Annotated in this window: 26 protein-coding genes, 4 pseudogenes and 1 other annotated feature; of the genes and pseudogenes, 23 read left to right on the top strand and 7 right to left on the bottom strand. The window is 33.9% G+C overall.

Features of this window, described 5'->3' with window-relative positions:
• Positions 1-5: 5 nt before the first annotated feature.
• The 8 genes and pseudogenes from ORL93_RS18975 (at position 6) to ORL93_RS19010 (ending at position 5,022) form a co-directional block, all read left to right on the top strand.
• Positions 6-1,046: a methionine ABC transporter ATP-binding protein gene (locus ORL93_RS18975; protein WP_265959374.1), complete on the top strand. Its 1,041-nt coding sequence runs from the start codon at positions 6-8 to the stop codon at positions 1,044-1,046.
• Positions 1,021-1,689 (top strand): methionine ABC transporter permease, encoded by a 669-nt coding sequence (locus ORL93_RS18980; protein ID WP_265959375.1) that lies wholly within the window; start codon positions 1,021-1,023, stop codon positions 1,687-1,689. Before ORL93_RS18975 ends, ORL93_RS18980 begins: the two co-directional genes overlap by 26 nt.
• A 147-nt stretch (positions 1,690-1,836) precedes the next feature.
• Positions 1,837-2,105, top strand: a pseudogene (locus tag ORL93_RS18985) (thioredoxin family protein).
• Positions 2,106-2,143: 38 nt separating this feature from the next.
• Entirely contained in the window at positions 2,144-2,398 is a 255-nt protein-coding gene (locus ORL93_RS18990; RefSeq protein WP_003205752.1) for a hypothetical protein, read from the top strand.
• Positions 2,399-2,545: 147 nt separating this feature from the next.
• A complete protein-coding gene (locus ORL93_RS18995) occupies positions 2,546-2,689 on the top strand; it encodes a hypothetical protein (RefSeq protein ID WP_003194771.1) in 144 nt (47 codons plus the stop codon).
• Between the two features lie 80 nt (positions 2,690-2,769).
• The gene (locus tag ORL93_RS19000) at positions 2,770-3,354 is read left to right on the top strand and encodes a TetR/AcrR family transcriptional regulator (RefSeq protein ID WP_003194773.1); all 585 of its coding nucleotides are present in this window, start codon (positions 2,770-2,772) and stop codon (positions 3,352-3,354) included.
• A 62-nt stretch (positions 3,355-3,416) separates the two neighbouring features.
• The gene (locus ORL93_RS19005) at positions 3,417-4,658 is read left to right on the top strand and encodes an MFS transporter (RefSeq protein WP_098135383.1); all 1,242 of its coding nucleotides are present in this window, start codon (positions 3,417-3,419) and stop codon (positions 4,656-4,658) included.
• 112 nt (positions 4,659-4,770) lie between these two features.
• Positions 4,771-5,022, top strand: a complete 252-nt coding sequence (locus tag ORL93_RS19010) for a helix-turn-helix transcriptional regulator (protein ID WP_006093406.1) — start codon at positions 4,771-4,773, stop codon at positions 5,020-5,022.
• A 268-nt stretch (positions 5,023-5,290) separates the two neighbouring features.
• Here the strand turns inward: ORL93_RS19010 and ORL93_RS19015 are convergent, their stop codons facing one another.
• Both ORL93_RS19015 and ORL93_RS19020 read right to left on the bottom strand, forming a co-directional pair.
• Positions 5,291-6,574: an MFS transporter gene (locus tag ORL93_RS19015; RefSeq protein WP_003194782.1), complete on the bottom strand. Its 1,284-nt coding sequence runs from the start codon at positions 6,572-6,574 to the stop codon at positions 5,291-5,293.
• A gap of 108 nt (positions 6,575-6,682) precedes the next feature.
• The gene (locus tag ORL93_RS19020) at positions 6,683-7,996 is read right to left on the bottom strand and encodes an alkaline phosphatase family protein (protein ID WP_006093402.1); all 1,314 of its coding nucleotides are present in this window, start codon (positions 7,994-7,996) and stop codon (positions 6,683-6,685) included.
• Between the two features lie 148 nt (positions 7,997-8,144).
• Between ORL93_RS19020 and ORL93_RS19025 the strand changes: the two genes are divergently transcribed.
• The 3 genes from ORL93_RS19025 to proS all read left to right on the top strand — a co-directional run bounded on the left by ORL93_RS19025 (position 8,145) and on the right by proS (position 10,662).
• On the top strand, positions 8,145-8,423 hold the full coding sequence (locus tag ORL93_RS19025; protein ID WP_018782577.1) for a YesK-like family protein: 279 nt from the start codon (positions 8,145-8,147) through the stop codon (positions 8,421-8,423).
• A 165-nt stretch (positions 8,424-8,588) separates the two neighbouring features.
• Positions 8,589-8,873 carry a YesK-like family protein gene (locus ORL93_RS19030; RefSeq protein WP_018766549.1) on the top strand — a complete coding sequence of 95 codons (285 nt, stop codon included), beginning with the start codon at positions 8,589-8,591 and terminating at the stop codon, positions 8,871-8,873.
• A gap of 104 nt (positions 8,874-8,977) precedes the next feature.
• Positions 8,978-9,187: a binding site (T-box leader), on the top strand.
• Between the two features lie 44 nt (positions 9,188-9,231).
• Positions 9,232-10,662, top strand: coding sequence for a proline--tRNA ligase (proS, locus tag ORL93_RS19035; RefSeq protein WP_265959376.1), 1,431 nt, complete (start codon positions 9,232-9,234; stop codon positions 10,660-10,662).
• Positions 10,663-10,954: 292 nt separating this feature from the next.
• Here proS and ORL93_RS19040 read toward each other — a convergent pair whose 3' ends face one another.
• The 3 genes from ORL93_RS19040 to ORL93_RS19050 form a co-directional block, all read right to left on the bottom strand.
• The gene (locus tag ORL93_RS19040) at positions 10,955-11,653 is read right to left on the bottom strand and encodes a CPBP family intramembrane glutamic endopeptidase (RefSeq protein WP_018782576.1); all 699 of its coding nucleotides are present in this window, start codon (positions 11,651-11,653) and stop codon (positions 10,955-10,957) included.
• Positions 11,654-12,060: 407 nt separating this feature from the next.
• A complete protein-coding gene (locus tag ORL93_RS19045) occupies positions 12,061-12,453 on the bottom strand; it encodes a hypothetical protein (protein ID WP_006093394.1) in 393 nt (130 codons plus the stop codon).
• Positions 12,454-12,465: 12 nt separating this feature from the next.
• Positions 12,466-13,647 (bottom strand): lipase family protein, encoded by a 1,182-nt coding sequence (locus ORL93_RS19050; protein ID WP_144569334.1) that lies wholly within the window; start codon positions 13,645-13,647, stop codon positions 12,466-12,468.
• A gap of 58 nt (positions 13,648-13,705) precedes the next feature.
• Between ORL93_RS19050 and ORL93_RS19055 the strand changes: the two genes are divergently transcribed.
• The 5 genes and pseudogenes from ORL93_RS19055 to ORL93_RS19075 all read left to right on the top strand — a co-directional run bounded on the left by ORL93_RS19055 (position 13,706) and on the right by ORL93_RS19075 (position 15,929).
• Positions 13,706-14,089, top strand: a complete 384-nt coding sequence (locus ORL93_RS19055; RefSeq protein WP_144569333.1) for a DUF1433 domain-containing protein — start codon at positions 13,706-13,708, stop codon at positions 14,087-14,089.
• Between the two features lie 77 nt (positions 14,090-14,166).
• Complete coding sequence (locus ORL93_RS19060) at positions 14,167-14,550, top strand: DUF1433 domain-containing protein (RefSeq protein ID WP_144569332.1); 384 nt, start codon at positions 14,167-14,169, stop codon at positions 14,548-14,550.
• A 76-nt stretch (positions 14,551-14,626) separates the two neighbouring features.
• A pseudogene (locus tag ORL93_RS19065) lies at positions 14,627-15,019 on the top strand (DUF1433 domain-containing protein).
• A gap of 79 nt (positions 15,020-15,098) precedes the next feature.
• Positions 15,099-15,497 (top strand): DUF1433 domain-containing protein, encoded by a 399-nt coding sequence (locus ORL93_RS19070; RefSeq protein WP_098161410.1) that lies wholly within the window; start codon positions 15,099-15,101, stop codon positions 15,495-15,497.
• A 135-nt stretch (positions 15,498-15,632) separates the two neighbouring features.
• On the top strand, positions 15,633-15,929 hold the full coding sequence (locus ORL93_RS19075) for a WXG100 family type VII secretion target (RefSeq protein WP_003204763.1): 297 nt from the start codon (positions 15,633-15,635) through the stop codon (positions 15,927-15,929).
• Positions 15,930-17,023: 1,094 nt separating this feature from the next.
• Here ORL93_RS19075 and ORL93_RS19080 read toward each other — a convergent pair.
• A pseudogene (locus ORL93_RS19080) lies at positions 17,024-17,875 on the bottom strand (beta-channel forming cytolysin).
• Positions 17,876-17,951: 76 nt separating this feature from the next.
• On the opposite strand from ORL93_RS19080, the pseudogene ORL93_RS19085 reads away from it, so the two are divergent.
• From ORL93_RS19085 to ORL93_RS19115, 7 genes and pseudogenes are all read left to right on the top strand, one after another.
• Positions 17,952-18,143: pseudogene (locus ORL93_RS19085) on the top strand (ROK family protein); the annotation flags it as partial.
• 128 nt (positions 18,144-18,271) lie between these two features.
• Positions 18,272-18,868, top strand: coding sequence for a TerD family protein (locus ORL93_RS19090; RefSeq protein ID WP_006093378.1), 597 nt, complete (start codon positions 18,272-18,274; stop codon positions 18,866-18,868).
• 23 nt (positions 18,869-18,891) lie between these two features.
• Positions 18,892-19,476: a TerD family protein gene (locus ORL93_RS19095; RefSeq protein WP_003194793.1), complete on the top strand. Its 585-nt coding sequence runs from the start codon at positions 18,892-18,894 to the stop codon at positions 19,474-19,476.
• 257 nt (positions 19,477-19,733) lie between these two features.
• Complete coding sequence (locus ORL93_RS19100; RefSeq protein ID WP_006093376.1) at positions 19,734-20,312, top strand: TerD family protein; 579 nt, start codon at positions 19,734-19,736, stop codon at positions 20,310-20,312.
• Positions 20,313-20,384: 72 nt separating this feature from the next.
• Complete coding sequence (locus ORL93_RS19105) at positions 20,385-21,173, top strand: TerC family protein (RefSeq protein ID WP_006093374.1); 789 nt, start codon at positions 20,385-20,387, stop codon at positions 21,171-21,173.
• 117 nt (positions 21,174-21,290) lie between these two features.
• Positions 21,291-22,922 (top strand): YceG family protein, encoded by a 1,632-nt coding sequence (locus tag ORL93_RS19110; RefSeq protein WP_006093373.1) that lies wholly within the window; start codon positions 21,291-21,293, stop codon positions 22,920-22,922.
• 18 nt (positions 22,923-22,940) lie between these two features.
• Complete coding sequence (locus ORL93_RS19115) at positions 22,941-24,023, top strand: toxic anion resistance protein (RefSeq protein WP_003194801.1); 1,083 nt, start codon at positions 22,941-22,943, stop codon at positions 24,021-24,023.
• A gap of 35 nt (positions 24,024-24,058) precedes the next feature.
• Here the strand turns inward: ORL93_RS19115 and ORL93_RS19120 are convergent, their stop codons facing one another.
• Complete coding sequence (locus ORL93_RS19120) at positions 24,059-26,725, bottom strand: cation-translocating P-type ATPase (protein WP_265959377.1); 2,667 nt, start codon at positions 26,723-26,725, stop codon at positions 24,059-24,061.
• Between the last annotated feature and the right edge of the window lie 50 nt (positions 26,726-26,775).

The raw sequence follows: 26,775 nt of genomic DNA on the forward strand, positions 1-26,775 counted from the left end.
CTATAATGATTGAACTGAAAAATGTATCCAAAGTATTTACAACAAAAAAAGGTAAGGTTGAAGCTCTTAAACCAATTTCTCTTAAAGTAGAGAAAGGAGAAGTATTTGGAATCATCGGATATAGTGGCGCTGGTAAAAGTACATTAATCCGTTGTGTAAATTTATTAGAAAAACCAACAACAGGAAATATAATTGTAAATGAAAAAGATTTAACAACTTTATCTACAAAAGAGTTAGCGCAAGCGAGACAAAAAATCGGGATGATTTTTCAAGGATTTAACTTATTAAAAACAGTCAATGTTTATGAAAATATTGCATTACCTTTACGTCTAGCTGGGATTCCAAAAACTGAAATTGAAAAAAGAGTAGAAAAATATTTACGTATTGTTGACCTTTTTGATAGAAAAGATGCATATCCAAGTGAGCTTTCTGGTGGTCAAAAACAGCGTGTTGCGATTGCGCGTGCACTATCCTATGAACCAGAAATTTTGCTAAGTGATGAAGCGACAAGTGCATTAGACCCAGAAACAACAGATTCTATTTTAGATTTGCTACTAGAGATCAATGAGAAAATAGGTATTACGATTTTGCTAATTACACACGAAATGAATGTAATTCAGCGTATATGTGATCGAGTTGCTGTAATGGAGAATGGGGCTGTGGTTGAGAGTGGCACAGTAAAGGATATTTTTACAAATCCGCAACATGTAACCACGAAAAAATTTGTAAACAGCGCTTTTGCAGCTAAAATTCCGGAAGAAGTACAGAAAGAGCTAAAAAACACTGGGGAGATTGTAACACTTTCGTTTATAGGGAACTCTTCAGGAGAACCAGCATTGGCTGTTGCTACAAAACGATTCCAAGTGTATCCCAATATTTTATCTGGTAATATTACACAATTAAAGCATGAAGCGTACGGTAAACTCGTTGTTCATATGCAAGGTGAAGAAAACGAGGTACATAGAGCTTTAGTATTTTTACAGGAACAAGGAATCATCGTAGAAGGAGGTAGGAAAGAGTATGGGAAACAAGTCCTTTTTGAATGAATGGAGTAACGTGATATGGGAAGCAACGATTCAAACGTTTCAAATGACATCAATTTCACTACTTATATCAATTATTATTGCATTGCCACTAGGAGTAACACTTGTTTTAACAAGGCCTGGTGGTCAACTAGAGAATAAAATCGTATACCCTATTTTTAATACAATTATTAATGTCATTCGTTCTATTCCATTTATTATTCTATTATTCTTCATTCTACCGTTTACAAAACTGCTTATGGGAACTTCAATTGGTGTGAAAGGTGTGATTGTACCGCTTGTTGTATTTACAGCTCCTTATATTGCACGTTTAATGGAAACAGCTTTACTAGAAGTGGATCGTGGTGTAATTGAGGCGTATCAAGCGATGGGAGTTTCTACTATAAAGATTATTTGGCACGTTATGGTTAGAGAAGCGCGTCCATCGCTTGTGCTCGGCTTGACCATCGCAACGATTGGATTAATCGGTGCAACTGCGATGGCTGGACTTGTAGGAGCAGGTGGTCTTGGAGATTTAGCATATCGATTCGGTCATTTGCGTTATGAGCCAGAAGTGATGTATGCAACAGTCTTTATCCTAATTATTCTTGTTCAAGGATTACAATCTCTAGGGAACGGGATTGCGAGAAAATTAAAGAAAGATTGAAAAAGTGCGGTAGCTCAAATATAAGAGGTACCGCACTTTTTTATTTTTTGGAATATAGGTATAAATAAAATTGAGACCTAATTTTTTTAGATACCATATCGTGGTATCATTTAAATTTTTCGTGTAAAATAATAGTAAAAATATGTAATAGAAGAATTAATAGCATATATTGAAGAACAAGGATGATTACTTTTATTCATAAAAACCGGAAATTGTGGCGTGATGTGATGTTAGAGAAGGTAAATCGTTTGTTAAAGCATTATAAAAATGTGGAAAATATTGTCGTTTCATTGGAGGATATGAAAGAAATTTCAGCGAAGTATTTAGTATTTACAGCACCAACAGTTTTATTATTTCATCAAGGAAAAGAAATACTTTGTGAGTCACGATTTATTTCCTTAGGGAATATAGAATGAAGATTACAAATGTTCAGAAAATAAAAGGGGGATTTCATATGGGATTTGTAATAGCGGCATTATTGTTTTTAGTTTTAATTGGAATGATTGTAAAATCAATTAGATCGAATAAACGGAAAGTAAATCTTTATAAATCAGGTACTGGTGATAGTACATCCACTACGGCTACTTCTACACCATTTTTCTTTGCAGGATCTGATAGCGATAATTCACATGATTGTGGAAGTTCGTTTGGAGGAGATAGCGGTTTTTCAGGTGGTGATGGCGGTAGCTGTGGCGGTGGTGGAGATTAAAAAAATACGCTCTTTATGGGCGTACTTCTTTTTAAACAAACGTTTGATTAGTTGACTTGAATCCGTATAGAATCAGCTAAACAAACGTTTGTTTAAATGCAATGTATTAATAAATAAGGAATATATGATGTTATAAGGGGAATGAACATGGAGAAGAAGCCGAAAGTTAAAAATAAAGGGAAGGTAGCTTTATTTTTATTAGTTGCAGGGGGAGTATTTATTGTTAAACTTGGTTTGAAGGTTGGAGCTATTCATACACTTCGAACATGGTTTGAGAATACTTTTTCCTAAATAAGGAATATGACCTCTTGTAAAAGAGGGTTTATATTTGTTAATATTAGACTGAACGGTCGGTTCGGTGAGGTGTGAACATGAGGAAGAGTGCAGAAGAGATAAAAAAAGAAATAGCGTACCAAGCGGAAGAGTTATTTTCACAAAAAGGATACGCTGCAACATCTATGGAAGATATTTGTGAAATTACTGAACGTAGTAAAGGTAGCATTTATTATCATTTTAAAAGCAAGGAAGAATTATTTTTATTTGTAGTAAAACAACATACGTATGATTGGCTTGAAAAGTGGAATGAAAAAGAAAAGCATTATCATACGAGTACCGAAAAATTATATGGGCTTGCAGAGTACCACGTGGAAGATATACAACAGCCTATTTTTAGTGCCGTGGAAGAGTTTTCTACAAGTCAAATTGTGAGCAAAGAAACTCTGGATGAAATGCTGGTTTTAGCAAGGGCATCATATGGTGTTTTTGAAAAATTAATTGAAGAAGGTATAAAATCTGGAGAATTCCGTCAAGGAGATACCAGGGATCTTATGTACATTGTAAATGGCTTATTATCAGGGCTTGGGGTACTTTACTATGAGCTAGACTCTACAGAAATGAAACGCATTTACAAGAAGGCAATAGATGTACTGCTACAAGGAATGGCAGCTGAATCTTAAATCAGCAGCTTTTCTTTCATACTAAATTAGACTGGACGGTCGGTTTATAAAGGGGAGATAGTATGAAATCTTTATTTAAAAATCGAGCATTTATGCTTGTTATGGCGTCTGATATTTTACAGCAGTTTGCAATTTGGATTCGAAATATGGCACTTTTGTATTTCGTTATGGAGCGAACAAATAATGATCCCGTTTCAGTTTCATTATTATCGGTTATGGAATACGCACCCATTTTTGTTTTTTCATTCATTGGTGGTGCGTTAGCAGATCGTTGGAATCCGAAACGAACGATGGTAGTAGGGGATATGCTGAGTATGGTATCTATTATTGGAATTGTGTTCTTGTTAAAAATGGATTATTGGCAGGCTATATTTTTTGCAGCGCTTGTTTCAGCGGTTGTTGGACAATTTTCTCAGCCTTCATCGTCACGAATATTTAAACGCTACGTAGAAGAAAAACATGTTGCAAATGCAATTGCAATAAACCAAACGCTACAGTCACTATTTATGATTTTTGGGCCAGTTGTAGGATCGATTGTTTATACACAGCTTGGGTTGTTTATTTCACTATATAGCTTAATTGGATTGTTTGTGTTATCGGCTATTACTCTTTCGTTTTTACCAAGATGGATAGAAAAAGAGAAAACTGAGGGTATTTCATTATGGAATGATATAAAAGAGGGATGGAGGTATGTCCTTCAAACAAAAAATTTATGTATGATTACAATTACTTTCGCAATTATTGGATTAGCAGTAGGATTAACAAATCCATTAGAAATATTTCTTGTTATTGAACGATTGGGAATGGAGAAGGAGGCTGTTCAATATTTAGCAGCTGCTGATGGAATAGGTATGCTCATTGGAGGCGTCGTTGCAGCAGTCTTTGCTTCAAAAGTGAATCCGAAAAAAATGTTTGTGTTTGGTATGGGTGTTTTGGCTATGTCTTTTCTTGTAGAAGGACTGTCTACATCATTTTGGATTACTAGTTTGATGCGGTTTGGAACGGGAATTTGCTTAGCTTGTGTGAACATTGTGGTTGGAACACTTATGATTCAGCTTGTACCGGAGAATATGGTAGGACGTGTAAATGGTACAATTTTACCGCTTTTTATGGGAACTATGTTAATTGGAAATTCACTAGCTGGGGGATTAAAAGAAGCGACTTCACTTATTATTGTATTTTGTATAGCGATGTCACTTATTTTACTCGCGATTTTACCAATTTTACGTATGAGAATAAATGAAGAAGTTAGAAATAAAAAAGAGGATGCAAATCAAAAGGGGGTTACGGATTCTTTGGTGTAGGAATTCTACTAGAACAGGAGCGATTCATGCTCCTTTTTTATCCCGCATTAACGGACAGTAAGACCCCCGCTGATTAAAGTTTCACTTTATATGGGGATTTTTTGACAACTATATGTACCAAATATATACTGATATTGTAAAAATAATTTTACAGGCTAGGAGAAAAGATGTGAAAAACCAAATTTACGCATTGCGCACTGAAAATCATATTTCACAAGGTGCATTAGCTGATAAATGTAAAGTATCGAGACAGACGATAAATGCAATTGAAAATAATAAATATGATCCAAGTTTAGCTCTGGCATTTCGTTTAGCTGAAGTATTAGGGACAACGGTTGATAAATTATTTTTGTATAAGCAGTAGAGTTTTTATATAAATACGGATTGAAAGACCGACATAAAACCATTCCTTTTAGGTGGGAGAGAGCATCCGCCCATGGGTAGGAGCGGTCGGTGTCTTTTTTACCCCATGCCATGTGAAAACAGAAGGAGAAAACGAGTGGAGAACTTCTTTTTTTTTCATAACCACGACTTAGATGTCGGGAAATTAAAATAGATATATATGGTAGTGGGAGGTATCGATAGAATAATAGAAAATGTCCCTTTCTGCATGCAGAAAGGGACATTTTCTATTATAGTGTTTCCGATTTTGGAGCAGGTGGTGTAACAGAAGTCGCATTTTCTGGTACTCGTGTTAGTATGAATCCGCCGATTATAAATAAAACGATAATGCTTAGTACACCAGCATTTGTTCTTCCTGTTAGCTGAGTTGTTACACCGACTAATACGGGTCCCATAATAGCTGCGAACTTACCGAAAATATTATAGAATCCGAAGAATTCATTTGCAGATTCTTTCGGTACCAACTTTGCAAAATATGAGCGGCTGAGCGCTTGAATTCCGCCTTGAGAAGTTGCGACAAGCATTGCTAAAATCCAAAAGTCGAGTGTTGTTTTTAAGAAATAAGCGTATGCACAAATAATGATATAAATAATAACACCGACATATAGCATTTTCTTGTCTTTGAACGTTTCAGATAGTTTCCCATACAGCAAGGCGAATGGACAAGCGACAATTTGTGTTACAAATAAAATAATAAGTAAGTTTGTCGCACTAATACCAAGGTCTGTGCCATAAGCTGTGGACATTGTAATAATTGTATCGACGCCATCAATGTAGAAGAAATAAGCAAGCAAGAACAAAAATACAGTGCGATATTGACGGATATTTTTAAATGTATTAGCTAAGCGCTTAAAACTCATTGTGATCGGTTTTGGGTGCCGTTCAATATAATGCGTTTGTTCCACATTTTTGAGCATCGGAATCGTAAATAATCCCCACCAAAGAGCTGTAATTGCAAAGGAAATTTGACTGGCGATACCAACTGATAATGGGATTGTTCCTTTTTGGGCAAGGATAATTAGAGTGAGGCATCCAATAAATGGAATTGTACTTCCGATATAGCCTAATGCAAAACCACGAGTTGAAATTCGGGTCATTCGATCTTCTGTTGTGATATCTACTAAAAATGCATCATAGAAAATGTTTGCTCCAGCAAATCCAACTAAAGCGAGCATATAGCAGCCTAGTAGTAAATACCACTGTGATGTTGGAACAACAGCTAGCATACTTGTAAATATAATACCGAGTCCAAAAAAGAATGTGAAAAAGCGTTTTTTAAAGCCTTTATAATCGGCAATTGTACCGAGAATAGGAGCGAGAATAGAAATTAAAAGTGTTGAGAGAGAATTTGCATATCCCCAATAAGCTGTTGAAGTTGCTCCAGATAGACCTGCTTCTTTTGCAGCAGCTTTGAAATAAATAGGAAATAGTGCAGTTGTAATGACGAGCGAGTATACCGAGTTGGCCCAGTCATACAATATCCAGCTTTTTTCTTGTCTGGACATTTTTTTCATAGAATGTTCCTCCTTATAGTCGTTCTAACATTAGTGTACAAAAATAGAAATAGGAAAAAGAGAAACAGAGGTAAGTTTTACGTATTTTTTACATAGATACACATTTCTTTACAATTGAAGTAAATCCTCTATTATAGTTCCGTCAGTTTCACCAAGGTATAATCCGAGCAACCGTGCAATGGTCGGTCCTTCGTCAATGAGACGCATATAAGGAATAATTGCACCTTGGCGAATGCCTTTTCCAGCGGCGATGAAGATGGTCTCATAGTTTGGTTTTGTTGGAGAATAGCCATGCGTACCGAACGTGTATTTTTTACTGGGAGTTACATCTTTTTCCGAGATTTCTTTTATAAACTCTCCTGTGTAGTTTTCGGTGAAGTAATAGCCTTCTCTTGCTTCAAGCATAAAAAGGCAGTTTCCATCAGCACCGCGCTCTTTTGCGCCTTCATCATGAAGGATAAATTCGATTCCATTTTGTTTATCTTGAAGGAGTTCTTCAAGAAGGTGTTGGACAACTTGTATAGTTTGGATATCATTTTTATCCTTTACATGTACATAAGCAGAGCCATCACAGCTTTGGCAATAAGCTTTCCAGTTTGTTAATTTGCCATCTTGATTTACTGAAATGAGTCCTTTTTGATGGAAAAGAACATTTAATTGAATAGCCTTATTCTCACTTAGAGCGCTATGATCACCGAGGGCAATAATTGTACTTGCTTCGTATATACCAGTTACTTTTAATGCTTTGATAATCTTCCCCAGTCTCTCATCGTGCCGCTGAATAGCAGCTGTTGTCTCTGTAGAAGAAAATCCATGATAATGCCTTTGTGTATCTAAATCTGTAAAGTGAACAAACATGACGTTCGGTTTTTTTGTTTGTATGGTATGTACGGCTGAGGCGAGGACAAAATCATCAAGTTCGGGCTGTGACAACCCTTTTCTAATATGGCCAAAACGACGATTTAAATCTAGCTGATACAACGGGCTTCCACTAAATAATGAAACAAGAACTTGATTTTGCCACGGTCTGTTTGGAAAAATTTCAGGTAAGTTGTAGTCAATTTTTGCTCTTCCTGTAACAGGCCATAGAAGTGCAGCTGTTGTTAAATTCGCTTTTCGTGCCTCGTCATATAATGTCGTTCCTTTAATAGAACGGCGGTACCAATGCCAATCTGGTGATTCCCTGCCAGGCTGAAGTAATGTATTGCTTACAACACCATGTTTGTTAGGATAGTTACCAGTTACAATAGTGGCGTGACTTGGATATGTTACAGAAGGATAAATAGCTTCTACTTTTTTTGCAATTGCACCTTGTTCTATTAAAGACCGAAAATGAGGAAGTTCTTGTAATATAGGAAAATCTAAAGCTGATAAACAGTCAAAAGATAAAACAATTACATGATTTGTTAATGGCTTGCCCATTGTGTATACCTCCTGTTATATAACCTATTATTATATATTACTATTAATACCTAGTAATAAAAATATCTTTCGGAGAAGAAAGTATTTTTTATATATTCAGACTGATAAGAGTATAATGTGCGTAAGAAGAAATCAAGGGGGAAGAAAGATGGAAACCTTTTTAATAATTAGTATCCTAACAGTAATTGTTGTTTTCTTTGTGTCGTTCATGTTACGAAAAAGCTTTCCGAATCGCTCATTTGATATTACGTTTGGTCTTATTATCATTATAATTTGTCTAATTTGTTTTCTAATCACGTTATTTTTTATTGGTGGATTTGAAGGTATGGCATATGGTTTCTTATGTTTCTTTATACTAATTGGAACAGTTGTTGGAATGTTACTTCATCAAATTGTAAAATTGCTTAGGGCGAAAATAAAAAATTGATAAGGGACATTTAGTAGATCCCTGCAAATTTTATGATACTTATTATTGTATATCACTATTAATATCTGATTATAAAAAATCATCCATGAGGAAGGTTTATTGTTTATTTTTTGAATTTTAAAACATATAATAATTATAGGGAAATTGATGGAAGGAGGATATGGAATGAATGGATTTGAAGTGTTTTTTATAATTGGAGCTGTAACAATTCTCATTGTATTTGCTGTTTCATTTTTATTAAAGAAGCAATTTCCAAAGAGACCGTTTGATATTATATTTGCACTTATTTTAATTCTCCTTTGTTTAGCTTTCTTTCCTTTTACTATCTTCGCTATTGGAGGATGGGATGGAATGGGTTATGGTATTGCATGTTTCTTTGTTTTAGTGGGAACAATCATCGGTATGATTACTCATCAATTTGTAAAACTCTTTCGGAAAAATTATGTGTAAATTCAGTATAAAACAGAAAAAAACGAAAAGAATATATAAAAATAAGAAAATTAGCTATTGTTTTAAAATAGAATTTATATTATGATATTCAACAAATTTATTTCGTTATAACGATGAAAAAGGATTAGTACATGTCCCACCTTTTTTCTAGAGAGAGAATCCATTTGGCTGGAAGATTCTTAAAAAGGCGATATGGAACCTACCTTTGCGTTCTGCATATGCAGCGGGAAGTTCCCGTTATCAAAAAGAGAGCATGTACAATTTATTTGTGCATGAATCAGGGTGGTAACGCCGGCAAAAGCTCGGTCCCTATTTAGGGGACACGGGCTTTTTTTATTTTCTAAAGGAGGAAAAGAATATGGCAAAAGAACAAGTTCAAGCTATTACAAAAATGGAAGAAGACTTTGCTCAGTGGTATACCGATATTGTGAAAAAAGCTGAGTTAGTTGATTATTCAAGTATAAAAGGATGTATGATTTTACGTCCGTATGGATACGCGTTATGGGAAAATATGCAGAAAGTGATGGATGGGAAACTAAAAGAATCCGGTCATGAAAATGTGTATATGCCAATGTTTATTCCAGAGAGCTTACTACAAAAAGAGAAGGATCATGTGGAAGGATTTGCACCTGAAGTAGCATGGGTTACACATGGAGGAGACGAGAAGTTAGCGGAACGACTCTGCGTTCGTCCAACATCTGAAACTTTATTTTGTGAGCATTTTTCAAAAATTGTCCAGTCTTATAATGATTTACCTAAATTATATAATCAGTGGTGTTCGGTTGTCCGTTGGGAAAAAACGACGAGACCATTTCTTCGTACAACTGAGTTTTTATGGCAAGAAGGTCATACAATTCATGAAACGGCAGAAGAATCTCAAGAAGAAACGTTAAACATTTTAAACCTGTATGCCTCTTTCTGTGAAGATTACTTAGCAATTCCAGTAATTAAAGGACAGAAAACGGAAAAAGAAAAATTTGCAGGGGCGAAAGCAACATATACGATTGAAAGTTTAATGCATGATGGAAAAGCGCTTCAAACAGGAACATCTCATAACTTTGGGACTAATTTCTCTGAAGCGTTTGATATTAAATTTTTAGATCGTAATGGAAAATGGCAATATGTACATCAAACATCTTGGGGCGTATCAACAAGAATGATTGGTGGACTTATTATGGTTCATAGTGATAATAACGGGCTAGTGATGCCGCCAAAAGTAGCACCAGTACAAGTTGTTATTGTACCAATTGCTCAGCATAAAGAAGGTGTGTTAGAAAAGGCAACCCAGCTACAAGGACGTATTCAAAAAGTTGCGCGCGTAAAAATAGATGCTAGTAATAAAACGCCAGGTTGGAAATTTAACGAGTATGAAATGAAGGGTGTTCCAATTCGATTAGAAGTTGGTCCAAAAGATATAGAGAAGAATCAAGTGGTACTTGTCAGACGCGATACGAAGGAAAAAGAGTTCGTATCAATGGATCAATTAGAAGAGCGTATCACATCATTACTTGATGAGATTCACGATTCTCTATTTAATAAAGCAAAGGCATTTCGCGATGAAAACACATATAGTGTTACAGCCTTTGAGGAAATGAAGCAAGCGGCTGATGAAAAGCAAGGGTTTATTAAGGCAATGTGGTGTGGTGAGCTGGCTTGTGAAGAAAAATTAAAAGAAGAAGCAGGAGTATCATCGCGTTGTATACCATTTGAGCAAGAAGAATTAGTACAAGAATGTGTATGCTGTGGGAAGAAAGCAGAGCATATGGTGTATTGGGGCAAGGCGTATTAATTATGTAAGTTTTAAAATAGACCTTTATCTCGAACTTATAAAATTTGAGATAAAGGTCTATTTATATGTTTGTTTAAATTTACAGTATGTATTTTGGGGATGGAGTTATTTTGTTTTAATTATTTCTATTGTTTCCTATGAACCAATAGAACAATATCGAAAAGGAACGATGGCGGAAACTTAGGTGATAAGGCACAAGGCATGAACGTCATGTATGCAAGCGATGATCTTGTTCCACGATGTTAGGATTCAAAGCATTTCGTACAGCCACTTACATAATATTTAGTATAATCTATAAAAATGTAGAAAGATTGTAAGTAATATGAGCTATTATGCAAGGGAAAATGGAATTTGTTTTTTTGTAGAGTAATGAATACATGATTCCCGTTACTGTTGCAGAAATAATAAATGCGATATCGTAGTTATGAGCAATTCCAAATAGTAAACTAGATAGGATTAATCCAGCTAGAAAAGAATATTTTGTTTCAAAAAATTTAAGTATAATCCCACGATATATAATTTCTTCTTGAATTGGTCCTATTAATGCAATTGATAGGATAGCAATTATATTAATAGTGAATGATTGCTCATATAAATTTTCTATTCCTAAATGTTCAGCTTGGATTTCAGCAGAATAAGAATATAAATTTGTTATTTTATCGATAAAAGTATCGATTATATATACTAATAAAATATATAGATATGTTTGAGATGAATATAAAGGTTTGATATTGCATACAGATATAATTATTTTTTGAAAAGGTGTATATTTTAATATAAACAGAATCAATATAAATAAATAAAAAATATCAAATATAAAATCTTGTACAATTATAAGACTATCATTGTTAAATTTTTGTTGAATGAAATTTAATGAACTGGTCATTTTTAATGGAATACCTATAATTATTATTGCTATAAAGTTGACTAACAATGTTCCTAAAATAAATTCTTTCCAGGATATTTTAATTTGCTGTAATTTTGTCTCCATGCATGTTCTCCTGTTATTAATTTTTTCATTTATAATATTTTGTTTTATAAAGTTAATAGTATTAGATGGAAAAAGTATAAAGTATATTATCTTTCTTTTCTTTATTAATGACAATGTATTTTAAGGTAATTTGTGATCTTGGTATGGATTGAACATCAATGAGATGTGTTTTTTTGTTTATGGATTTTACACCTCTTTATTTACAGTGTTTTGAATATATACTTTTCTAGTCATTTTTGAGGAAAATGGGTAAGTTGCGATAAAGTCAATAAAATCAAGGGAAATGAATGTAAATAAATATTTAAAAGTTTACTTTCGAAATAAGAAAAAAAGTCCTATATAAGAGGACTTTTTTATGTGTATAAATTAATATAATAATAGCGATTTTTTAGTTTTTTCTACTTCTCTTATTTTTTTCCGCAACTGTTTGCCAAGTGAACATGTTCATTAAAAATTTTGTTGTTAATTTGTTTTTCATATTTTTTTAATGTTTCATTTATTTCACTACCAGTTTTACTTTCGAAACTTTTCTCTAGTTCTGCTGCTATATCTCTTATACTTGTTTGTAAATCGTGAAATACCCCTATGTTTTTTTGAAGAGCATATGTATCTTCTTTTATAATATCTATTGATTTAAACCCTACCTCTGTTTTTAACATCATACGCTGCATTTCTCTTTCAATTTGTTTTTTAGCAGCTTGTAATTCATCAACAACCTGATTTGCTAAATCTCCTGCGGCTCCTGCAGCATTTTCGATTTGTTTTTCTATCTTTTTAATTTCTCCCATAAAATCCATCATATAATTATCCCCTTATTTAATCTGAAAATTTCCTGCTAATTGGTTGTCTTTATCTCTTAGTGAATTTGCTGCATCACTAATTTCATCTCCGAATTGGCTTAAACTTTTTTGTTCTTTTCTTAAAATATGGATTAATTCTTCGGCTATGTTTGCGTCATGAAAATAGTCATTTCCACCTTTTCTAATTTTAGCAATTTGTGAGATGGCTTCATCTACTTCGTGTTCTTCTAATAAATGATATCTTCCACCTGACCCTGTTTCATGTTTTAATTGACTTTTTAACTTTTGAACTGCTTCAGCTTCTTTTCTTTGAAACTCTTCTATATTTTTTGCGATATCTGATAATCGATTGCTGAGCGTTTGAATTTTTTTTGCTTGTCTTATAATATCTTCAGGTTCTAATTTTAATATGGGACTTCCATTTGAATGAAAGGATCCCCTATATGTATCTCTGCCGTGCCCGTCCATAGTTAAACGTGTAAGAAATCCTTCTTTTGTATCGTTCTGTCTCGTTGTGTATTGCTTACCAATTAGAGGTGCACCGAATTGAGTGTGGTTACCAATCGGGTCATTTTCATGTGTATAATCAGTTGCTTTATTTTCCATTTTCCCTTCATCTACTCGTTTTTTTGCTTCAGGACTTAGTAAACGATAGGGATTCGGTGCAGCCCATGTAGTTGCATAACAATCTAATTCTGCAGCGATAAGGTCCGCTTCTGCACCACCTTTACTATGTCCAGTAGTATGAAGAGAAGAAGGGTGATATTTTTCTACGATGTCATTTTTTGCCCATTTCAATCCAGTATCAAATGATGTTGCAGAATCAGGTTTTATTGTTTGACTGTTACTTGGAGTAATTACTTTAGAATGTGTTTTAATTCCGAACGAAATCTGATCAATATCTGTCACGAAATCTGCTAATTGCTTAGGCTCTGTTCCACGAAATGCTAGGATTATATCATCATAATGTGTTGCATTTTCATCATATTTGTCTGCTGGTACTACTGCGATAGCTTGTAATCCATTTTTTACTTTTTGATAATCTGCATTTATTGATTCTATAACGACCCATGTTTTACCATCGATCCCTTTTATTTCTTTTCCTTTGTGCAAAGATTGATCATCATAAACGGCGTCCGATAAATTGAAATAATCTTCATCTGTCGCAATGGTATTCTTTTTAAATTCACTCATATGTTTCAACTCATTTCATGGTATATTTTAACTATATTCAAATACAAGGGGATTTTAAATGAAAAAGAAATTGGTAATTATTTTATCCATTATTTGTATTATAGCAGGAGGGTATTTTACAATGGAATACTTAAAACAAAAAGAAAAAGAGAAAAAGTTTTGGAAAGCACAAGAGGCGAGAGTTGAAAAATATATTCGTTATAATGTTAAAGATGTAAAATCTATTACATTTACAGAACACGAAACTAGCCCTATGGGAATTCCTAGACTAAAAGGGTATATAAATAATGACCAACAATTAGATTTTGTAGCTCGTATTAGTACTACAGAAAATTTCGAAGATCAATTTGATCGTTCTGGAGAACTTGGAAAACTAATAAAAAAACCTGAAAAATCAGTATCCGAAATTGAAAAAGAAGAGAAGGGAAAAAAACAAGAGTAGTCTTTACGATTACTCTTGTCTTTTGTATCCCATTTTAAGAAGAATGCTTGGGTAAGTTTTTTATAAGGTGGTTTTCTATGAAGAAAATAATCATCTGGTTTGTATCTGCTGTGGTGCTCATAGCAGGAGGGTATTTTACAATGGAATACTTAAATCAAAAAGAAAAGGAAGAAAAGGTTTGGAAAGCACAAGAAGCAAGAGTAGAAAAGTATATTCGTTATAATATTCAAGATGTAAAATCTATTACGTTTATAGAACATAAAATAAGTCCTATGGGGGTTCCTCATATAAAAGGATATATAAATGATAATAGAGAATTATGGTTTGATGCTGGTCTTGATGATAATGATACTTTTGATAGAAAATTGGGGCGTTCTGGAGAACTTGGAAAACTAATAAAAAAACCTGAAAAATCCGTATCTGAAATTGAAAAAGAAGAGAAGGAAAAGAGAAAAGAGTAGTCTTTGCACTACTCTTTTCTTTTCTATCCCATTTTAGGAAGGATGCATTGGTAAGTTTTTTATAAGGTGGTTTTCTATGAAGAAAATAATCATCTGGTTTGTATCTGCTGTGGTGCTCATAGCAGGAGGGTATTTTACTATGGAATACTTAAATCAAAAAGAAAAAGAACAAGTACAATAAGGGGAATTTTGGAAAGAACAAAAAATAAGAGTAGAAAAGTATATTCATTATAATATTCAAGATGTAAAGTCTATTACATTTATAAAAAAAGAAGTAAGTCCTATGGGCGTTCCTAAATTAAAGGGTTATATAAATAAAGATGAACAGTTATGGTTTATAGCTAGTATTAGTACAACAAAAGATTTTGAAGATGATTCTTCGCGTTCTGGAGAACTGGGGAAACTGATAAAAGACCCTGAAAAATCCGTATCAGAAATTGAAAAGGAAGAGAAAGCAAAAAAACAATAGTGGTCTTTGCACTACTCTTTTTTTCTCTATCCCATTTTAAGAAGAATGCAATGGTAAGTTTTTTATAAGGGGATTTCTTATGAAAAAAATAATGATTTTGATTGTATCTGCTATGGTAATCATAGCAGGAGGATATTTTACTATGGAATACTTAAAACAAAAAGAACTAGAAAAAGAAAAAGAAGTGAATTTTTGGAAAGTGCAAGAAGCACGGGTGGAAAAGTATATTCGTTATAATATTAACGATGTCAAATCTATTAAGTTCACAGAACATAAGGTGAGTCCAATGGGAGTTCCTCATGTAAAGGGATATATAAATGGTAATAAAGAATTACGATTTGATGCTGGTATCAGTAATACGAAGGACTTTGAAAATGATTTTGGATGTTCTGGAGAATTATATGATAACTACATGAAAAAACCAGCAAAGTCTGTATCCGAAATTGAAAAAGAAGAGAAGGAAAAGAAACAAGAGTAGTCTTTGCGATTACTCTTGTTTTTTTATTATAGAAAAATAAAATATTTGAAAGTTTCTAACAATGCTTTATAATGTATTTAGTAAAATTAACCAAAATATACATTTTACTCATTATATACTAAAGGAGAGATTAAAATGGCTGGACAAATTCGTATGAGTCCTACGGAGCTAAAATCAAAAGCTAAACTATACGGACGAAGCTCTGATGAAATTAAAGATATTCTTGGAAAATTACAAGGATTACAAAATGAATTACGTGGAGAATGGGAAGGTCGTGCTTTTGATGGTTTTGATCGACAATTCAACGATCTAAGACCAAAAGTAGAAAGCTTCTCACAATTATTACATGAGATTGATGTTCAACTTACTAAAACTGCAGATGCTGTTGCTTCTCATGATGAAGAATTATCACGTAATTTCGGTTTGAAATAAGAAATGTTGTAATTTCCATAAAAACACAATTGGCCATGCAATTTATGTTGTATAACCAATTGTGTTTTTTAATAAACAGAGAGAACCTATGAAAGTAAACTAATATTCAAAAGTTTACTTTCATATTTATAATAAATAAAAAGCACTTTTCAATGTTTTAAAAGTGCTTTAACTTGATGTTGATGTGATGGAACCTCAAGCATGTAGAAATTTGAAAAAGTCCCTTCATAATGTTAAAGGGACTTTGTTCACACAAATGATCTGCACATCAATTCATCTTTGATATACAGATCATTTGTATGATAATTTTTATAAATAATTGCGGAATAATGAACTTACATTACTGCTTTTAAAAGCTCTCCTACTAATGGGATGATTCCACCTAAGAATGATAAAACTGCCATTGCGATTGCCATATGATTTCCTCCTCTTTTTTCGTATTAAGGTATGATAATTTTTATAAATAATTGCGGAATAATGAACTTACATTACTGCTTTTAAAAGTTCTTGTACAAATGGAATGATTCCACCTACAAATTTTAAAACTGCCATTGCGATTGCCATATGATTTCCTCCTCTTTTTTCGTATTAAGGTATGATAATTTTTATAAATAATTGTGGAACAATGAATTTACATTACTGCTTTTAAAAGTTCTGTTACTAATGGAAGTACTCCACCTAGGAATGATAAAACTGCCATTGCGATTGTCATATGATTTCCTCCTCTGTTGTTGATGCTAAGATGTGATTTATCTTTATGCTTTTATTATAGTAAGCGCTTACATTTTTATCAATACATTCTTATATGCAATATTGCATATAGGGAGGTAACGAAATATCACATTTTCGCATTAAGACATGTATTAGAAATTAATTGTTCCCTAAAACAAAAAAATGAACTGAATTCTCATAGACAATTGTAATGAGGTGAAATTTTTGTTTTGGGGTACTCCAAAATATTAGGTTGATGGGCATATGGTGCTACTCCTGTCACTGAAAGTAAACTAATATTTAAAAGTTCACATTCAAATATTAAGTAAAAAACCTATTCCAGTATTGGAATAGGTTTAACTATTATAGATAAGAATTTGTTGTTAATTCCATGTTTGTAGATTAGAATTTTGGTGAATAATTTTATTATTTTGCCAATCAATTTTATAATTATCTATAGTTCCAAACTTGTCGTGAGGATGCTTATAGGTTTTGCTATTTGATCCTATCCAACCTTTTAAATATTCATAGGATAATGTATACACATCTCGTTCTCTAGCATTTTTTACAGATAAATCTGTTGAAGTTGCATTTTTATCTGCAATTATGATTGCCATTGTACTTGGTTGGAAACCAAATCTTACTAGAGATGGAAGTTCACTGTCTGATGAAAAATTATCTTCTGCATTAATGAGTGGATCGGTACGTGAGCTCATAAATAATTCATTACCATAATAACCATTTGAATCTCTATTATAAGGTCCATATCCTTTATTATAAAATTGATTAAATTCTACATTCCAATCTACTTTTTTATCTGTGTTATTTGTTAAAAACGTTTTATAATTTGGTTATTCATATGATATAGTATTGGACCAAGATGCACCAGCTGATACGGAAGATGAGGGACCTTCTGGTTTAACCTCTAAGCTCCCACCTACATTGTATGAAACTGTAGAAGATACTGTTTTTGATTCAATTTCATTTTTAGGTGAAACTTTATAAAATTTTGCATTGTCATTACTTGTAATTTCTAACCCTGTTTTAAAAGCGGATGGCCAGAAAATCTGAGCTGAATATGTGCCAGTACCACGCGAAAAATTCGAAGCAATATTACTTCCTTCTGTAAAAACGATAGCATATTTTTTATCAGTATTTGGATCATCAATGAATGAAACTTTTATTGAATTTTTTATGTTTGCTTCAGCATTATAAGTTGAATCTAGACTATGCATAATTTTCGCACCTTGTCCTATTTCTTCAACTTTTGGTAAAGAATCTGCGTGTACAAATGAAGCGTTAAATGCTAAAGATCCACAAACGATTATTATTGGTGGTGGTATTACGGCAAGAGGTACTAAGTTATTAGATGAAGTGAAAGAAGAAGTACAGAAATATTTGCATCAAGAAATTTATAATACATGTGAGATTAGTTTAGCGCAAAATCGCAATCATGCGGGAATGATTGGTTCAATTTACCACTTATTACATCCCTATGAATAAATGATACAGATATTTTCATATAATTGAAAATTTATTCTTTTTTTCAATTGACAAATGATGCTACAATATAAGAGGAGAATACAATATTTTCCCATTTGGAAAATACCTTGTAGAAAGGAAGAAACTTCATGCCTATTATTTTAGAAAAAGGACAGAAGATTGATTTAACGAAGGGACAACCAGGAGTAGCAAAATTACAGGTTGGCTTAGGATGGGATCCAATTGGACAATCAGGTGGATTTCTATCTTCGTTATTTGGAAGTAAACCAAACATCGATTGTGATGCATCTGTGATTATGCTAGAAAATGATCGTTTTTTAAATAAAAATGATCTTGTTTATTTTGGAAATAAACTCTCTGCTTGTGGAAGTATTATTCATTCAGGTGATAATTTAACAGGTGAAGGTTCTGGCGATGATGAAACAATTTTCGTGGAATTACATAAAGTTCCGAGTCGTATTAATCGTTTAGTATTTGTTGTAAATATTTATGATTGCGTGAATCGTCGCCAAGATTTTGGCATGATTCAGAACGCATATATTCGTATTCAAAATCCGCAAACACGTGAAGAATTAGCGCGTTATAATTTATCGGAAAATTACGGCGGGAAAACAACGTTAGTTGCAGGCGAAATGTATCGCGATGGGAATGAATGGAAGTTTTCTGCAGTTGGAGAAGGTACACAAGATAAGAATTTAAGTGAGATTGTATCACGTTATCAGTAATACAATTTAAGGAGGAATAATATATGGCATCGATTTCGTTAAAAAAAGGACAGAAAGTAGATTTAACAAAAACAAATCCAGGTCTTTCTAACGTTCTTGTAGGTCTTGGCTGGGATACAAACCGCTATGATGGACAAAATGATTTTGATTTAGACGTTAGTATTTTCTTAGTAGGTGCAAACGGAAAAGTATCAGGCTCAGAAGACTTTGTTTTTTATAATAATCCAAAGGGAGCAAACGGTTCTGTAGAGCATCTAGGAGATAATCGTACTGGCGAAGGCGAAGGCGATGATGAAACAATTAAAGTAGATTTAAAGAATGTTCCTGCTCATATTGAGCGTATTTGTTTTACAATTACAATTTATGACGGAGAAAGCCGTAGCCAAAACTTCGGACAAGTATCTAATTCTTTCGTACGTATTGTAGATGAAGAAAAAGGTGCAGAGCTAATTCGTTATGATCTTGGTGAGGACTTCTCTATTGAAACAGCAGTAGTAGTCGGTGAGTTATATCGTCATGCTGGGGATTGGAAGTTTAATGCAATTGGAAGTGGATTCCAAGGCGGATTAGGTGCTTTGTGTAGCAACTTTGGTTTAGATGTAGAGTAATAAGAAAAATATATAAATACAAATTGAAAAACCGGCATAAAAGCTTTCTTTTTAGGTGGGAGAGAGCATCCGGCCATGAATAGAAGCGGTCAGATTCTCTTCCTGCCTCATGCCAAATGAAAAGAAAGTGCAGGTCACTTTTGTTTTTTCACAGCAGCAACTTAAATGTTGAAACATCAAAATGGATATATATGAGTGAACATATACTTTACTCGTGTATATACTTTTTAGAATCATAGTATAAGAGGTGAATATAAATGGTTATTCAATTACAAAAAGGACAGAAGATTGATTTAGGTAAGACAAGTCCAGGTCTTACAAAAGCAGTTATCGGCCTTGGTTGGGATATTAAATCATATGATGGCGGATCTGATTATGATTTAGACGCATCAGCTTTTTTATTAGATGCGAATGGAAAATGTACGAAAGAAACAGATTTTATTTTCTATAACAACTTACAATCTCCTTGTGAATCAGTTTTACATACAGGTGACAACCGTACAGGTGAAGGCGAAGGCGATGATGAGCAACTTGTTGTGGATTTAACTAAAGTTCCAGCAGGTGTTCATAAAATTGCAATTACAGTTACGATTTATGATGCGGAAGGTCGCAATCAAAACTTTGGACAAGTTGCAAATGCATTTGTTCGTTTAGCAAATGAAGAGACAAATGAAGAAGTTCTTCGTTTTGATTTAGGAGAAGATTTCTCCATTGAAACAGCAGTTGTCTTTTGTGAATTATACCGTCATAATGGACAGTGGAAGTTTAATGCAGTAGGAAGTGGATTCCAAGGCGGATTAGGTGCGCTTGTAAGAGCGTATGGCTTGGATGCATAAGAAGGAAACGAACTTCGTTTCCTTTTTTTGACCTTTCTATAAATCTAGCAAAGAATAGGGGAAAACAGTAAGATGAGCATTTTACAAGGAATCCTTGATACGTATGCCCAATTTTTTGACTTGGACATGTGGATTAAAGTATTACAAGATCCTGTATCTTGGGGATTAATTGGTACACTTGTTGTACTTGAAGGCTTACTATCTGCCGATAACGCCCTTGTGTTAGCGGTAATGGTAAAACATTTACCAGAAGAAAAACGCAAAAAGGCATTATTTTATGGGTTAATTGGTGCATATGCATTCCGTTTTATTGCAATTGGAATCGGTATGTTCTTAATTAAATTATGGTGGGTAAAAGTATTAGGAGCATTGTACCTTGCATGGCTTTCTATTAAATATTTCATTGATAAACGAAAAGAAAATAGTGAAGAAGAAGAACATGGCCTGAACCAAAATAGTATTCTTTTTAGAATGTTTGGTGTATTCTGGGGAACAGTTGTCATGGTTGAATTAATGGATATTGCATTTTCAGTAGATAGCGTTCTTGCAGCGTTTGGTGTATCCAATGAAGTATGGATTCTGCTTCTGGGCGGAATGCTTGGTATTTTAATGATGCGTGGTATTGCAGGTGTATTCTTAAGATTACTAGAACGTATTCCAGAGCTTGAATCAACGGCGTATATTTTAATTTTAATTATTGCAGCGAAGATGTTACTATCTGTTATTCATATTGAAGTGCCACACTGGCTATTCTTTATGATTTTAGTTATCGCATTTGGTGCAACATTTATTTTGCATTATATGCGAAATTCTGGACAAGCCCGAGAAGAGATTGCAGCTACTAAGAAAGAAGATAAATAATTGAAATGGGTTTGCTCGTTATGCGAGCGCCCATTTTTTATAACTTAAAATAGTTTATAATAAAAAGATAAGATATTATTTCTTTAAAAAAGTAAATGTTTCTGGAGGTGAACTGTCGTGTTTTCGCGTTTTACACTTCATCCATATGCATTAAAAGAAGAAGCTGACTTAAAACAATTCGAAATGATTTTAGAAAAACGCCCACAATATGAATTAACAGAGAATGAGATGAAATTTAGCTATATAGCTTGTCGTATTCTTGGTGTCCCAAACGATGTAGATGAATATTTTAATGAACTATTTGATTATAGCGAAGCAAAAGGAATTACTGTACTACACGAACAGAATTTAAATAAAGTAATCGATTCTGAGAAGCTCCGCCAAATTCAAGAAGTATTTACATTACATCAAGAAGCGCCAAATGGACTTACTGTAAACCGTCTTGTTGCACATTTATCAGGAAAGCAATTGTTACCAAAAGTGGATAATCCAGATTTACAACACTATATACATACAGCATTTATCACTGTATTGAAATTGTATGAGAAACAGCATAATCAATCTTTAAAAACAGAAGGATTTCGCCGTTTCTTAATTGATATAATTAAATTAAGCGAAAATTACGTAGCGAAATGGTTTTCTGCAATTAATTATAAGAAACAAATGCCGCGTATCGTCTGGTACGGTGATGCGAAAGAGAGTCAGATCTATTTCTTATATTTTCTTATTATGCTCGGATGTGATGTTCTCTATTATCATCCAGAAGGAAAAGATGGTTTTGAAAGCATTGATGATGAAGATAGGACTTTTGTCGTTTCTCATCCAGGTCGCGTTTCATTAGAGCCATTCCCTGATCGGCGTCGTGAGCGTGTTGCAACGGTAGCTTATCAAGCATCGAAAGAAATTGAAAAAGTGCTTCATCATGATAATTCATTATTATACAAACCGTGGCAATTTCGTACGTACACGCCTGTAGCACGTACGCTGAAGACAACATACGATGAACTCTTTATAATTACGAAAGAAAAAGCATTTATACGCCCGACATTCTTTGTGGAAAATAAACATATTTATATTCCGTCTTTATTTGCGAAAGTGTCAGGTGTTTCAAAAAATGATAAAGAATATTTTCAGCGATTGAAAGCTGTCACATCGTTTGATAACAGCTTATTAATTAATACATTCCCATTTACAAAAGAACAAAAAGCGAATTTTCAATTTCATTATCGTGATGCGTTAGACCGTGCTGGAAATCTGCATCCCGATCAAATTATGAATAGTCATTGGTGGCCACATAAGCGTTTACCTGAAGGGCTGCAACATGGGATTGCAGAAGCTATTATTCATACGTGTGAAAGTGAACTTTGTAAACCAGTTGGAAAAGAGACAAAACAAGAGGTAGCACTGTATGTTTTTGCACAGCTTTCCCAAATTCCACCTCATATTTTAGAGTTACTTGAGAAATTTGATTATTCGCAAGAAGTACCGAAAATTGTTATATTTAATAATGAAAAGAGTGGGGAATTAACTCGTTCTGATGCTGTCTTGTTGTTGTTTTTAAATCAAATTGGAATTGATGTACTACATTTTAATCCAAGCGGTCGAAATGATATTGAGCAGTATATTGAAGCGGGAGCGTTTGATTCGCATTGGCTCGAAGAAGTGAATTTCGATCTTGAATTTCATGGTTCATCAGCCTACAAGAACTTATCTCAAACAATTAAAGGACTATTTCGTCCATTTTTATAAGGAAAGGGAGAATCATACATGAATAATCCAGTCGTACTAGATTCAAAAACAGAATTGAATGAGCAAATTGCACAAGATGTTCGTTTACAGCTTAGACAAGATGCTGAAGTTCAACGTATTTATAATGCTGTTGATATTAAAGATCAACTGGAATTAATTGAACTTGGTAAAGAACCTTCTATGGAGATTTCACGTTTTGCAGATCAAATTTTACATACGATGTCTTTATCCAAGATAGAGGATTCCGGTGAACTTTTAAAACAGCTTGGTAAAATTATGGACAGATTTGATAGTAAAGATTTCGCGGAAGAGAAAAGTGGCTTTTTCTCTCGTATGTTTAAAAAAGCGGATAAAATGATTGAACAAATCTTTAGTAAGTATCAAACGATGGGCCGTGAAATGGACAAAGTGTACGTGGAAATTACGAAATACCAAGATGAAATGAAAAAATCAATTGGTACGTTAGATGGCTTATATGAACAAAACTTAAAATATTATTTAGACTTAGAGAAATATGTAGTAGCAGGAGAAATGTTATTAGAGCGTCTAAATACAGAATTAGTTCCAATGTATGAAGAACGCGTTCGTAACAATGATCAATTGGCAGGTATTGAATTAGAATCTTTAAGAAACTCTGTCGAAATTTTAGAGCAACGCATTGATGATTTAGAGAAGGCTCGTATGGTTGCGTTATTAACAGCACCACAAATTCGTATGATTCAGCGTGGTAATAACAAATTAATCGGTAAAATTAATACAGCGTTTATTACAACAATTCCTATTTTTAAAAATGGAATTATTCAGGCTGTGAATGCAAAACGTCAAAAGCTTGTTGCGGATTCTATGGCTGAGCTTGACCGTCGTACCAATGAACTACTTAAGAAAAATGCACAAAACATTGCAACGCAAAGTGTAGAGGTAGCAAGAATTTCTGGTTCTTCTAGTATTAAAATGGAAACACTTGAAGAAACATGGAATATTATTTCAAGAGGTATGCAAGAAACACAGCAAATTGAAGAACAAAACAAACGTGAACGTGAAGAAAGCCGCAAGCGTATGGCGGAACTTACAGAGAATATAAAAAAAGAATTACAAGGGTAATGTAAAAAGGCAATGAGGAGCTCCCTCATTGCCTTTTAATTTTTCTTAAACACTTTTATCATTTCGTTTATAACAAGTGGAATAATACTTAGTAATATAACAAATCCCCAATCTTTTAAAGTTAAAGCATGTACGCCAAATATATTAGCAATCGGTGGAATGGAGATAATGCATACTTGCATAAGTACACCAATAAGTAGGGAGAAAACTAAGTATTTATTTGTGAATACTCCGATCGAAAAGATTGATTTTGTACTTGATCGTAAATTGAATGAATGAACAAGCTGTGAAAAACTGAGTACGACAAACGCCATCGTTTGGGCATGTAATAAAGCATCATCATCAATTTGAGATGGGAAAAGAGGGAAGATATTTGTATCTCCTGTATATAATTTTGCCCCAACAATAAAGGCGATTAACGTGATGAACCCAATTATAATCCCGTTTAAAATAAGAAAAGGAACGCTACCATGAAACAAGCTTTCTTTTGCATCACGCGGCTTTTCTTTCATCACATCCGGATCTTCTGGGTCAACACCTAGTGATAGAGCTGGGAGTGTATCTGTAATTAAATTCACCCACAAAATGTGAATCGGACGAAGTGGGGTAGCCCAGCCGAGTAAAATAGCTAAGAAGAGTGCAATAATCTCTCCAAAGTTGCAAGAGAGTAAGAAAAGAATCGATTTTTTAATGTTGCGATAAATATTTCTTCCTTCCTCAACAGCTTTTACAATAGATGAGAAGTTATCATCTGTTAAAACCATGTCAGCCGCACCTTTAGCAACATCTGTTCCTGTAATCCCCATTGCGACTCCGATATCAGCTTGTTTTAAAGATGGTGCATCATTGACACCATCTCCAGTCATAGAAACAATATTTCCTTTTGCGCGTAGTGCCTTCACAATTTTAACTTTATGTTCAGGAGAAACGCGTGCAAAGACGTTTAAATGATTAATTTCATTTGTTAGTTTTTCGTCTGAAATACGATCTAATTCCGTTCCAATCATGACTTCGGATTCTTTTTCAGCAATACCAAGTTCTTTTGCAATAGCAAAAGCGGTATCTTTATGATCTCCTGTAATCATAACAGTACGAATTCCCGCGTTTTTACATTCTGCAATAGATGCTTTTACTTCTGTTCGCGGTGGATCAATCATGCCGACAAGTCCGATGAATATAAGATTTTCTTCCATGTGATTGGTGTTAACGTTTTTTGTGTCATACTGTTTGAAAGCAAATGATAGTACTCGTAAAGCTTTTTGAGACATCATTTGAGCAGCTTCTAATATTTGTTCTTCAATTGCTTCGGTTAAGACCTCCGTCTTACCATTTATAAAGATATGTTTACAACGAGGTAAGAGTTTATCAATTGCTCCTTTTGTCATGCTGTAATAGTTTTCATTGTACTCATGCAATGTTGTCATCATTTTGCGTTCGGAGTCAAATGGTAATTCGCTCACGCGTCTATGTTGATCTTCTAAAGTATCCTTTTGAAGATGAAAGATGCTGCCGGCAACAAGAAGAGCAATTTCTGTTGGATCGCCAGTTTGTGATTCAGCCTTATAAGATGCGTCGTTACATAAAATCATATTTTCTAATAATAAGCGCTGAGCATCGTTGTTTATATTTAAATTTTTTAGTTTATCGTATGTACGGTCACTATAGAAATGAGTAACTGTCATTTTATTTTGTGTTAATGTTCCTGTTTTATCTGAACAAATAATTGTAACAGAACCGAGTGCTTCTACGGCTGGAAGCTTACGAATAATAACGTTTTGTTTAATCATACGTTGCACACCAATTGCAAGAACAATGGAAACAATAGCTGGTAATCCTTCGGGAATTGCTGCAACCGCTAAGCTAATGGCAGTCATGAACATTTCTAACGTGTCTCGGCCTTGGAAATATCCGATGAAGAACATGGTGATACAGATTGCAACTGCTACAAAACCTAAATATTTCCCGACTTGAGCTAAGCTTTTTTGAAGTGGTGTTGCATCATCATCCGCTTCATGCAAGAGAGTAGCGATTTTTCCAATTTGAGACTTCATTCCTGTTTCAACAGCAACACCAACACCTCGGCCGTATGTAACAAGGGTCGACATAAAAGCCATATTCTTTTGATCACCGAGTGGTATTTGTTCTTCATTTTGAAGAGAAGGATGGTAAAGTGAATCTTTATCCACAGGAACAGATTCGCCTGTTAAAGCAGATTCCTCAATTTTTAAATTGGCGGTTTCAATAAGCCGTAAGTCACACGGAATATAACGTCCAGCATCAAGCATAACGATATCTCCTGGAACAACATCTTCGGACGGAATTTCTTTTAGTTCACCATCCCGTTTTACAATTGCTTTTGGCGTTGCCATCTTTTTTAATGCTTCTAAAGCTTGTTCTGCTTTCGATTCTTGAATGACACCAATTACAGCATTTAAGACAACAACGAGAGCAATAATGCTCGCATCGGCCCACTCACCAACAAAGGCAGAAATAAGAGCGGCAATTAAAAGAACATAGACGAGAACATCATTAATTTGAGAAAAAATACGTTGCCATAAAGTCCGTTTTTGTTTTGTAGTGAGTTCGTTTCGTCCATATTTTTTTAATCGAATTTGCACCATTTCGTCTGTTAGACCATGTTGTTCATTTGTTTCAAGTGCAAGTATTGCTTGATCTTTCGTTTTACTGTACCAATTGCTCATAGATAAACACCTCCGGTAAAAGCAGTTAGCAATGGTAATAAGATAAATAT

Origin of the sequence: Bacillus sp. DHT2 (genome assembly GCF_026241455.1) — a bacterium.
GTDB classification, from domain to species: domain Bacteria; phylum Bacillota; class Bacilli; order Bacillales; family Bacillaceae_G; genus Bacillus_A; species Bacillus_A pseudomycoides.

Excerpts from the sequence above, each read along its gene's own strand:
- ORL93_RS18975 (WP_265959374.1), top strand. The coding sequence starts at position 6 with ATGATTGAACTGAAAAATGTATCCAAAGTATTTACAACAAAAAAAGGT.
- ORL93_RS18980 (WP_265959375.1), top strand. The coding sequence starts at position 1,021 with ATGGGAAACAAGTCCTTTTTGAATGAATGGAGTAACGTGATATGGGAA.
- ORL93_RS18990 (WP_003205752.1), top strand. The coding sequence starts at position 2,144 with ATGGGATTTGTAATAGCGGCATTATTGTTTTTAGTTTTAATTGGAATG.
- ORL93_RS18995 (WP_003194771.1), top strand. The coding sequence starts at position 2,546 with ATGGAGAAGAAGCCGAAAGTTAAAAATAAAGGGAAGGTAGCTTTATTT.
- ORL93_RS19000 (WP_003194773.1), top strand. The coding sequence starts at position 2,770 with ATGAGGAAGAGTGCAGAAGAGATAAAAAAAGAAATAGCGTACCAAGCG.
- ORL93_RS19005 (WP_098135383.1), top strand. The coding sequence starts at position 3,417 with ATGAAATCTTTATTTAAAAATCGAGCATTTATGCTTGTTATGGCGTCT.
- ORL93_RS19010 (WP_006093406.1), top strand. The coding sequence starts at position 4,771 with ATGTACCAAATATATACTGATATTGTAAAAATAATTTTACAGGCTAGG.
- ORL93_RS19015 (WP_003194782.1), bottom strand. The coding sequence starts at position 6,574 with ATGAAAAAAATGTCCAGACAAGAAAAAAGCTGGATATTGTATGACTGG.
- ORL93_RS19020 (WP_006093402.1), bottom strand. The coding sequence starts at position 7,996 with ATGGGCAAGCCATTAACAAATCATGTAATTGTTTTATCTTTTGACTGT.
- ORL93_RS19025 (WP_018782577.1), top strand. The coding sequence starts at position 8,145 with ATGGAAACCTTTTTAATAATTAGTATCCTAACAGTAATTGTTGTTTTC.
- ORL93_RS19030 (WP_018766549.1), top strand. The coding sequence starts at position 8,589 with ATGAATGGATTTGAAGTGTTTTTTATAATTGGAGCTGTAACAATTCTC.
- proS (WP_265959376.1), top strand. The coding sequence starts at position 9,232 with ATGGCAAAAGAACAAGTTCAAGCTATTACAAAAATGGAAGAAGACTTT.
- ORL93_RS19040 (WP_018782576.1), bottom strand. The coding sequence starts at position 11,653 with ATGGAGACAAAATTACAGCAAATTAAAATATCCTGGAAAGAATTTATT.
- ORL93_RS19045 (WP_006093394.1), bottom strand. The coding sequence starts at position 12,453 with ATGATGGATTTTATGGGAGAAATTAAAAAGATAGAAAAACAAATCGAA.
- ORL93_RS19050 (WP_144569334.1), bottom strand. The coding sequence starts at position 13,647 with ATGAGTGAATTTAAAAAGAATACCATTGCGACAGATGAAGATTATTTC.
- ORL93_RS19055 (WP_144569333.1), top strand. The coding sequence starts at position 13,706 with ATGAAAAAGAAATTGGTAATTATTTTATCCATTATTTGTATTATAGCA.
- ORL93_RS19060 (WP_144569332.1), top strand. The coding sequence starts at position 14,167 with ATGAAGAAAATAATCATCTGGTTTGTATCTGCTGTGGTGCTCATAGCA.
- ORL93_RS19070 (WP_098161410.1), top strand. The coding sequence starts at position 15,099 with ATGAAAAAAATAATGATTTTGATTGTATCTGCTATGGTAATCATAGCA.
- ORL93_RS19075 (WP_003204763.1), top strand. The coding sequence starts at position 15,633 with ATGGCTGGACAAATTCGTATGAGTCCTACGGAGCTAAAATCAAAAGCT.
- ORL93_RS19090 (WP_006093378.1), top strand. The coding sequence starts at position 18,272 with ATGCCTATTATTTTAGAAAAAGGACAGAAGATTGATTTAACGAAGGGA.
- ORL93_RS19095 (WP_003194793.1), top strand. The coding sequence starts at position 18,892 with ATGGCATCGATTTCGTTAAAAAAAGGACAGAAAGTAGATTTAACAAAA.
- ORL93_RS19100 (WP_006093376.1), top strand. The coding sequence starts at position 19,734 with ATGGTTATTCAATTACAAAAAGGACAGAAGATTGATTTAGGTAAGACA.
- ORL93_RS19105 (WP_006093374.1), top strand. The coding sequence starts at position 20,385 with ATGAGCATTTTACAAGGAATCCTTGATACGTATGCCCAATTTTTTGAC.
- ORL93_RS19115 (WP_003194801.1), top strand. The coding sequence starts at position 22,941 with ATGAATAATCCAGTCGTACTAGATTCAAAAACAGAATTGAATGAGCAA.
- ORL93_RS19120 (WP_265959377.1), bottom strand. The coding sequence starts at position 26,725 with ATGAGCAATTGGTACAGTAAAACGAAAGATCAAGCAATACTTGCACTT.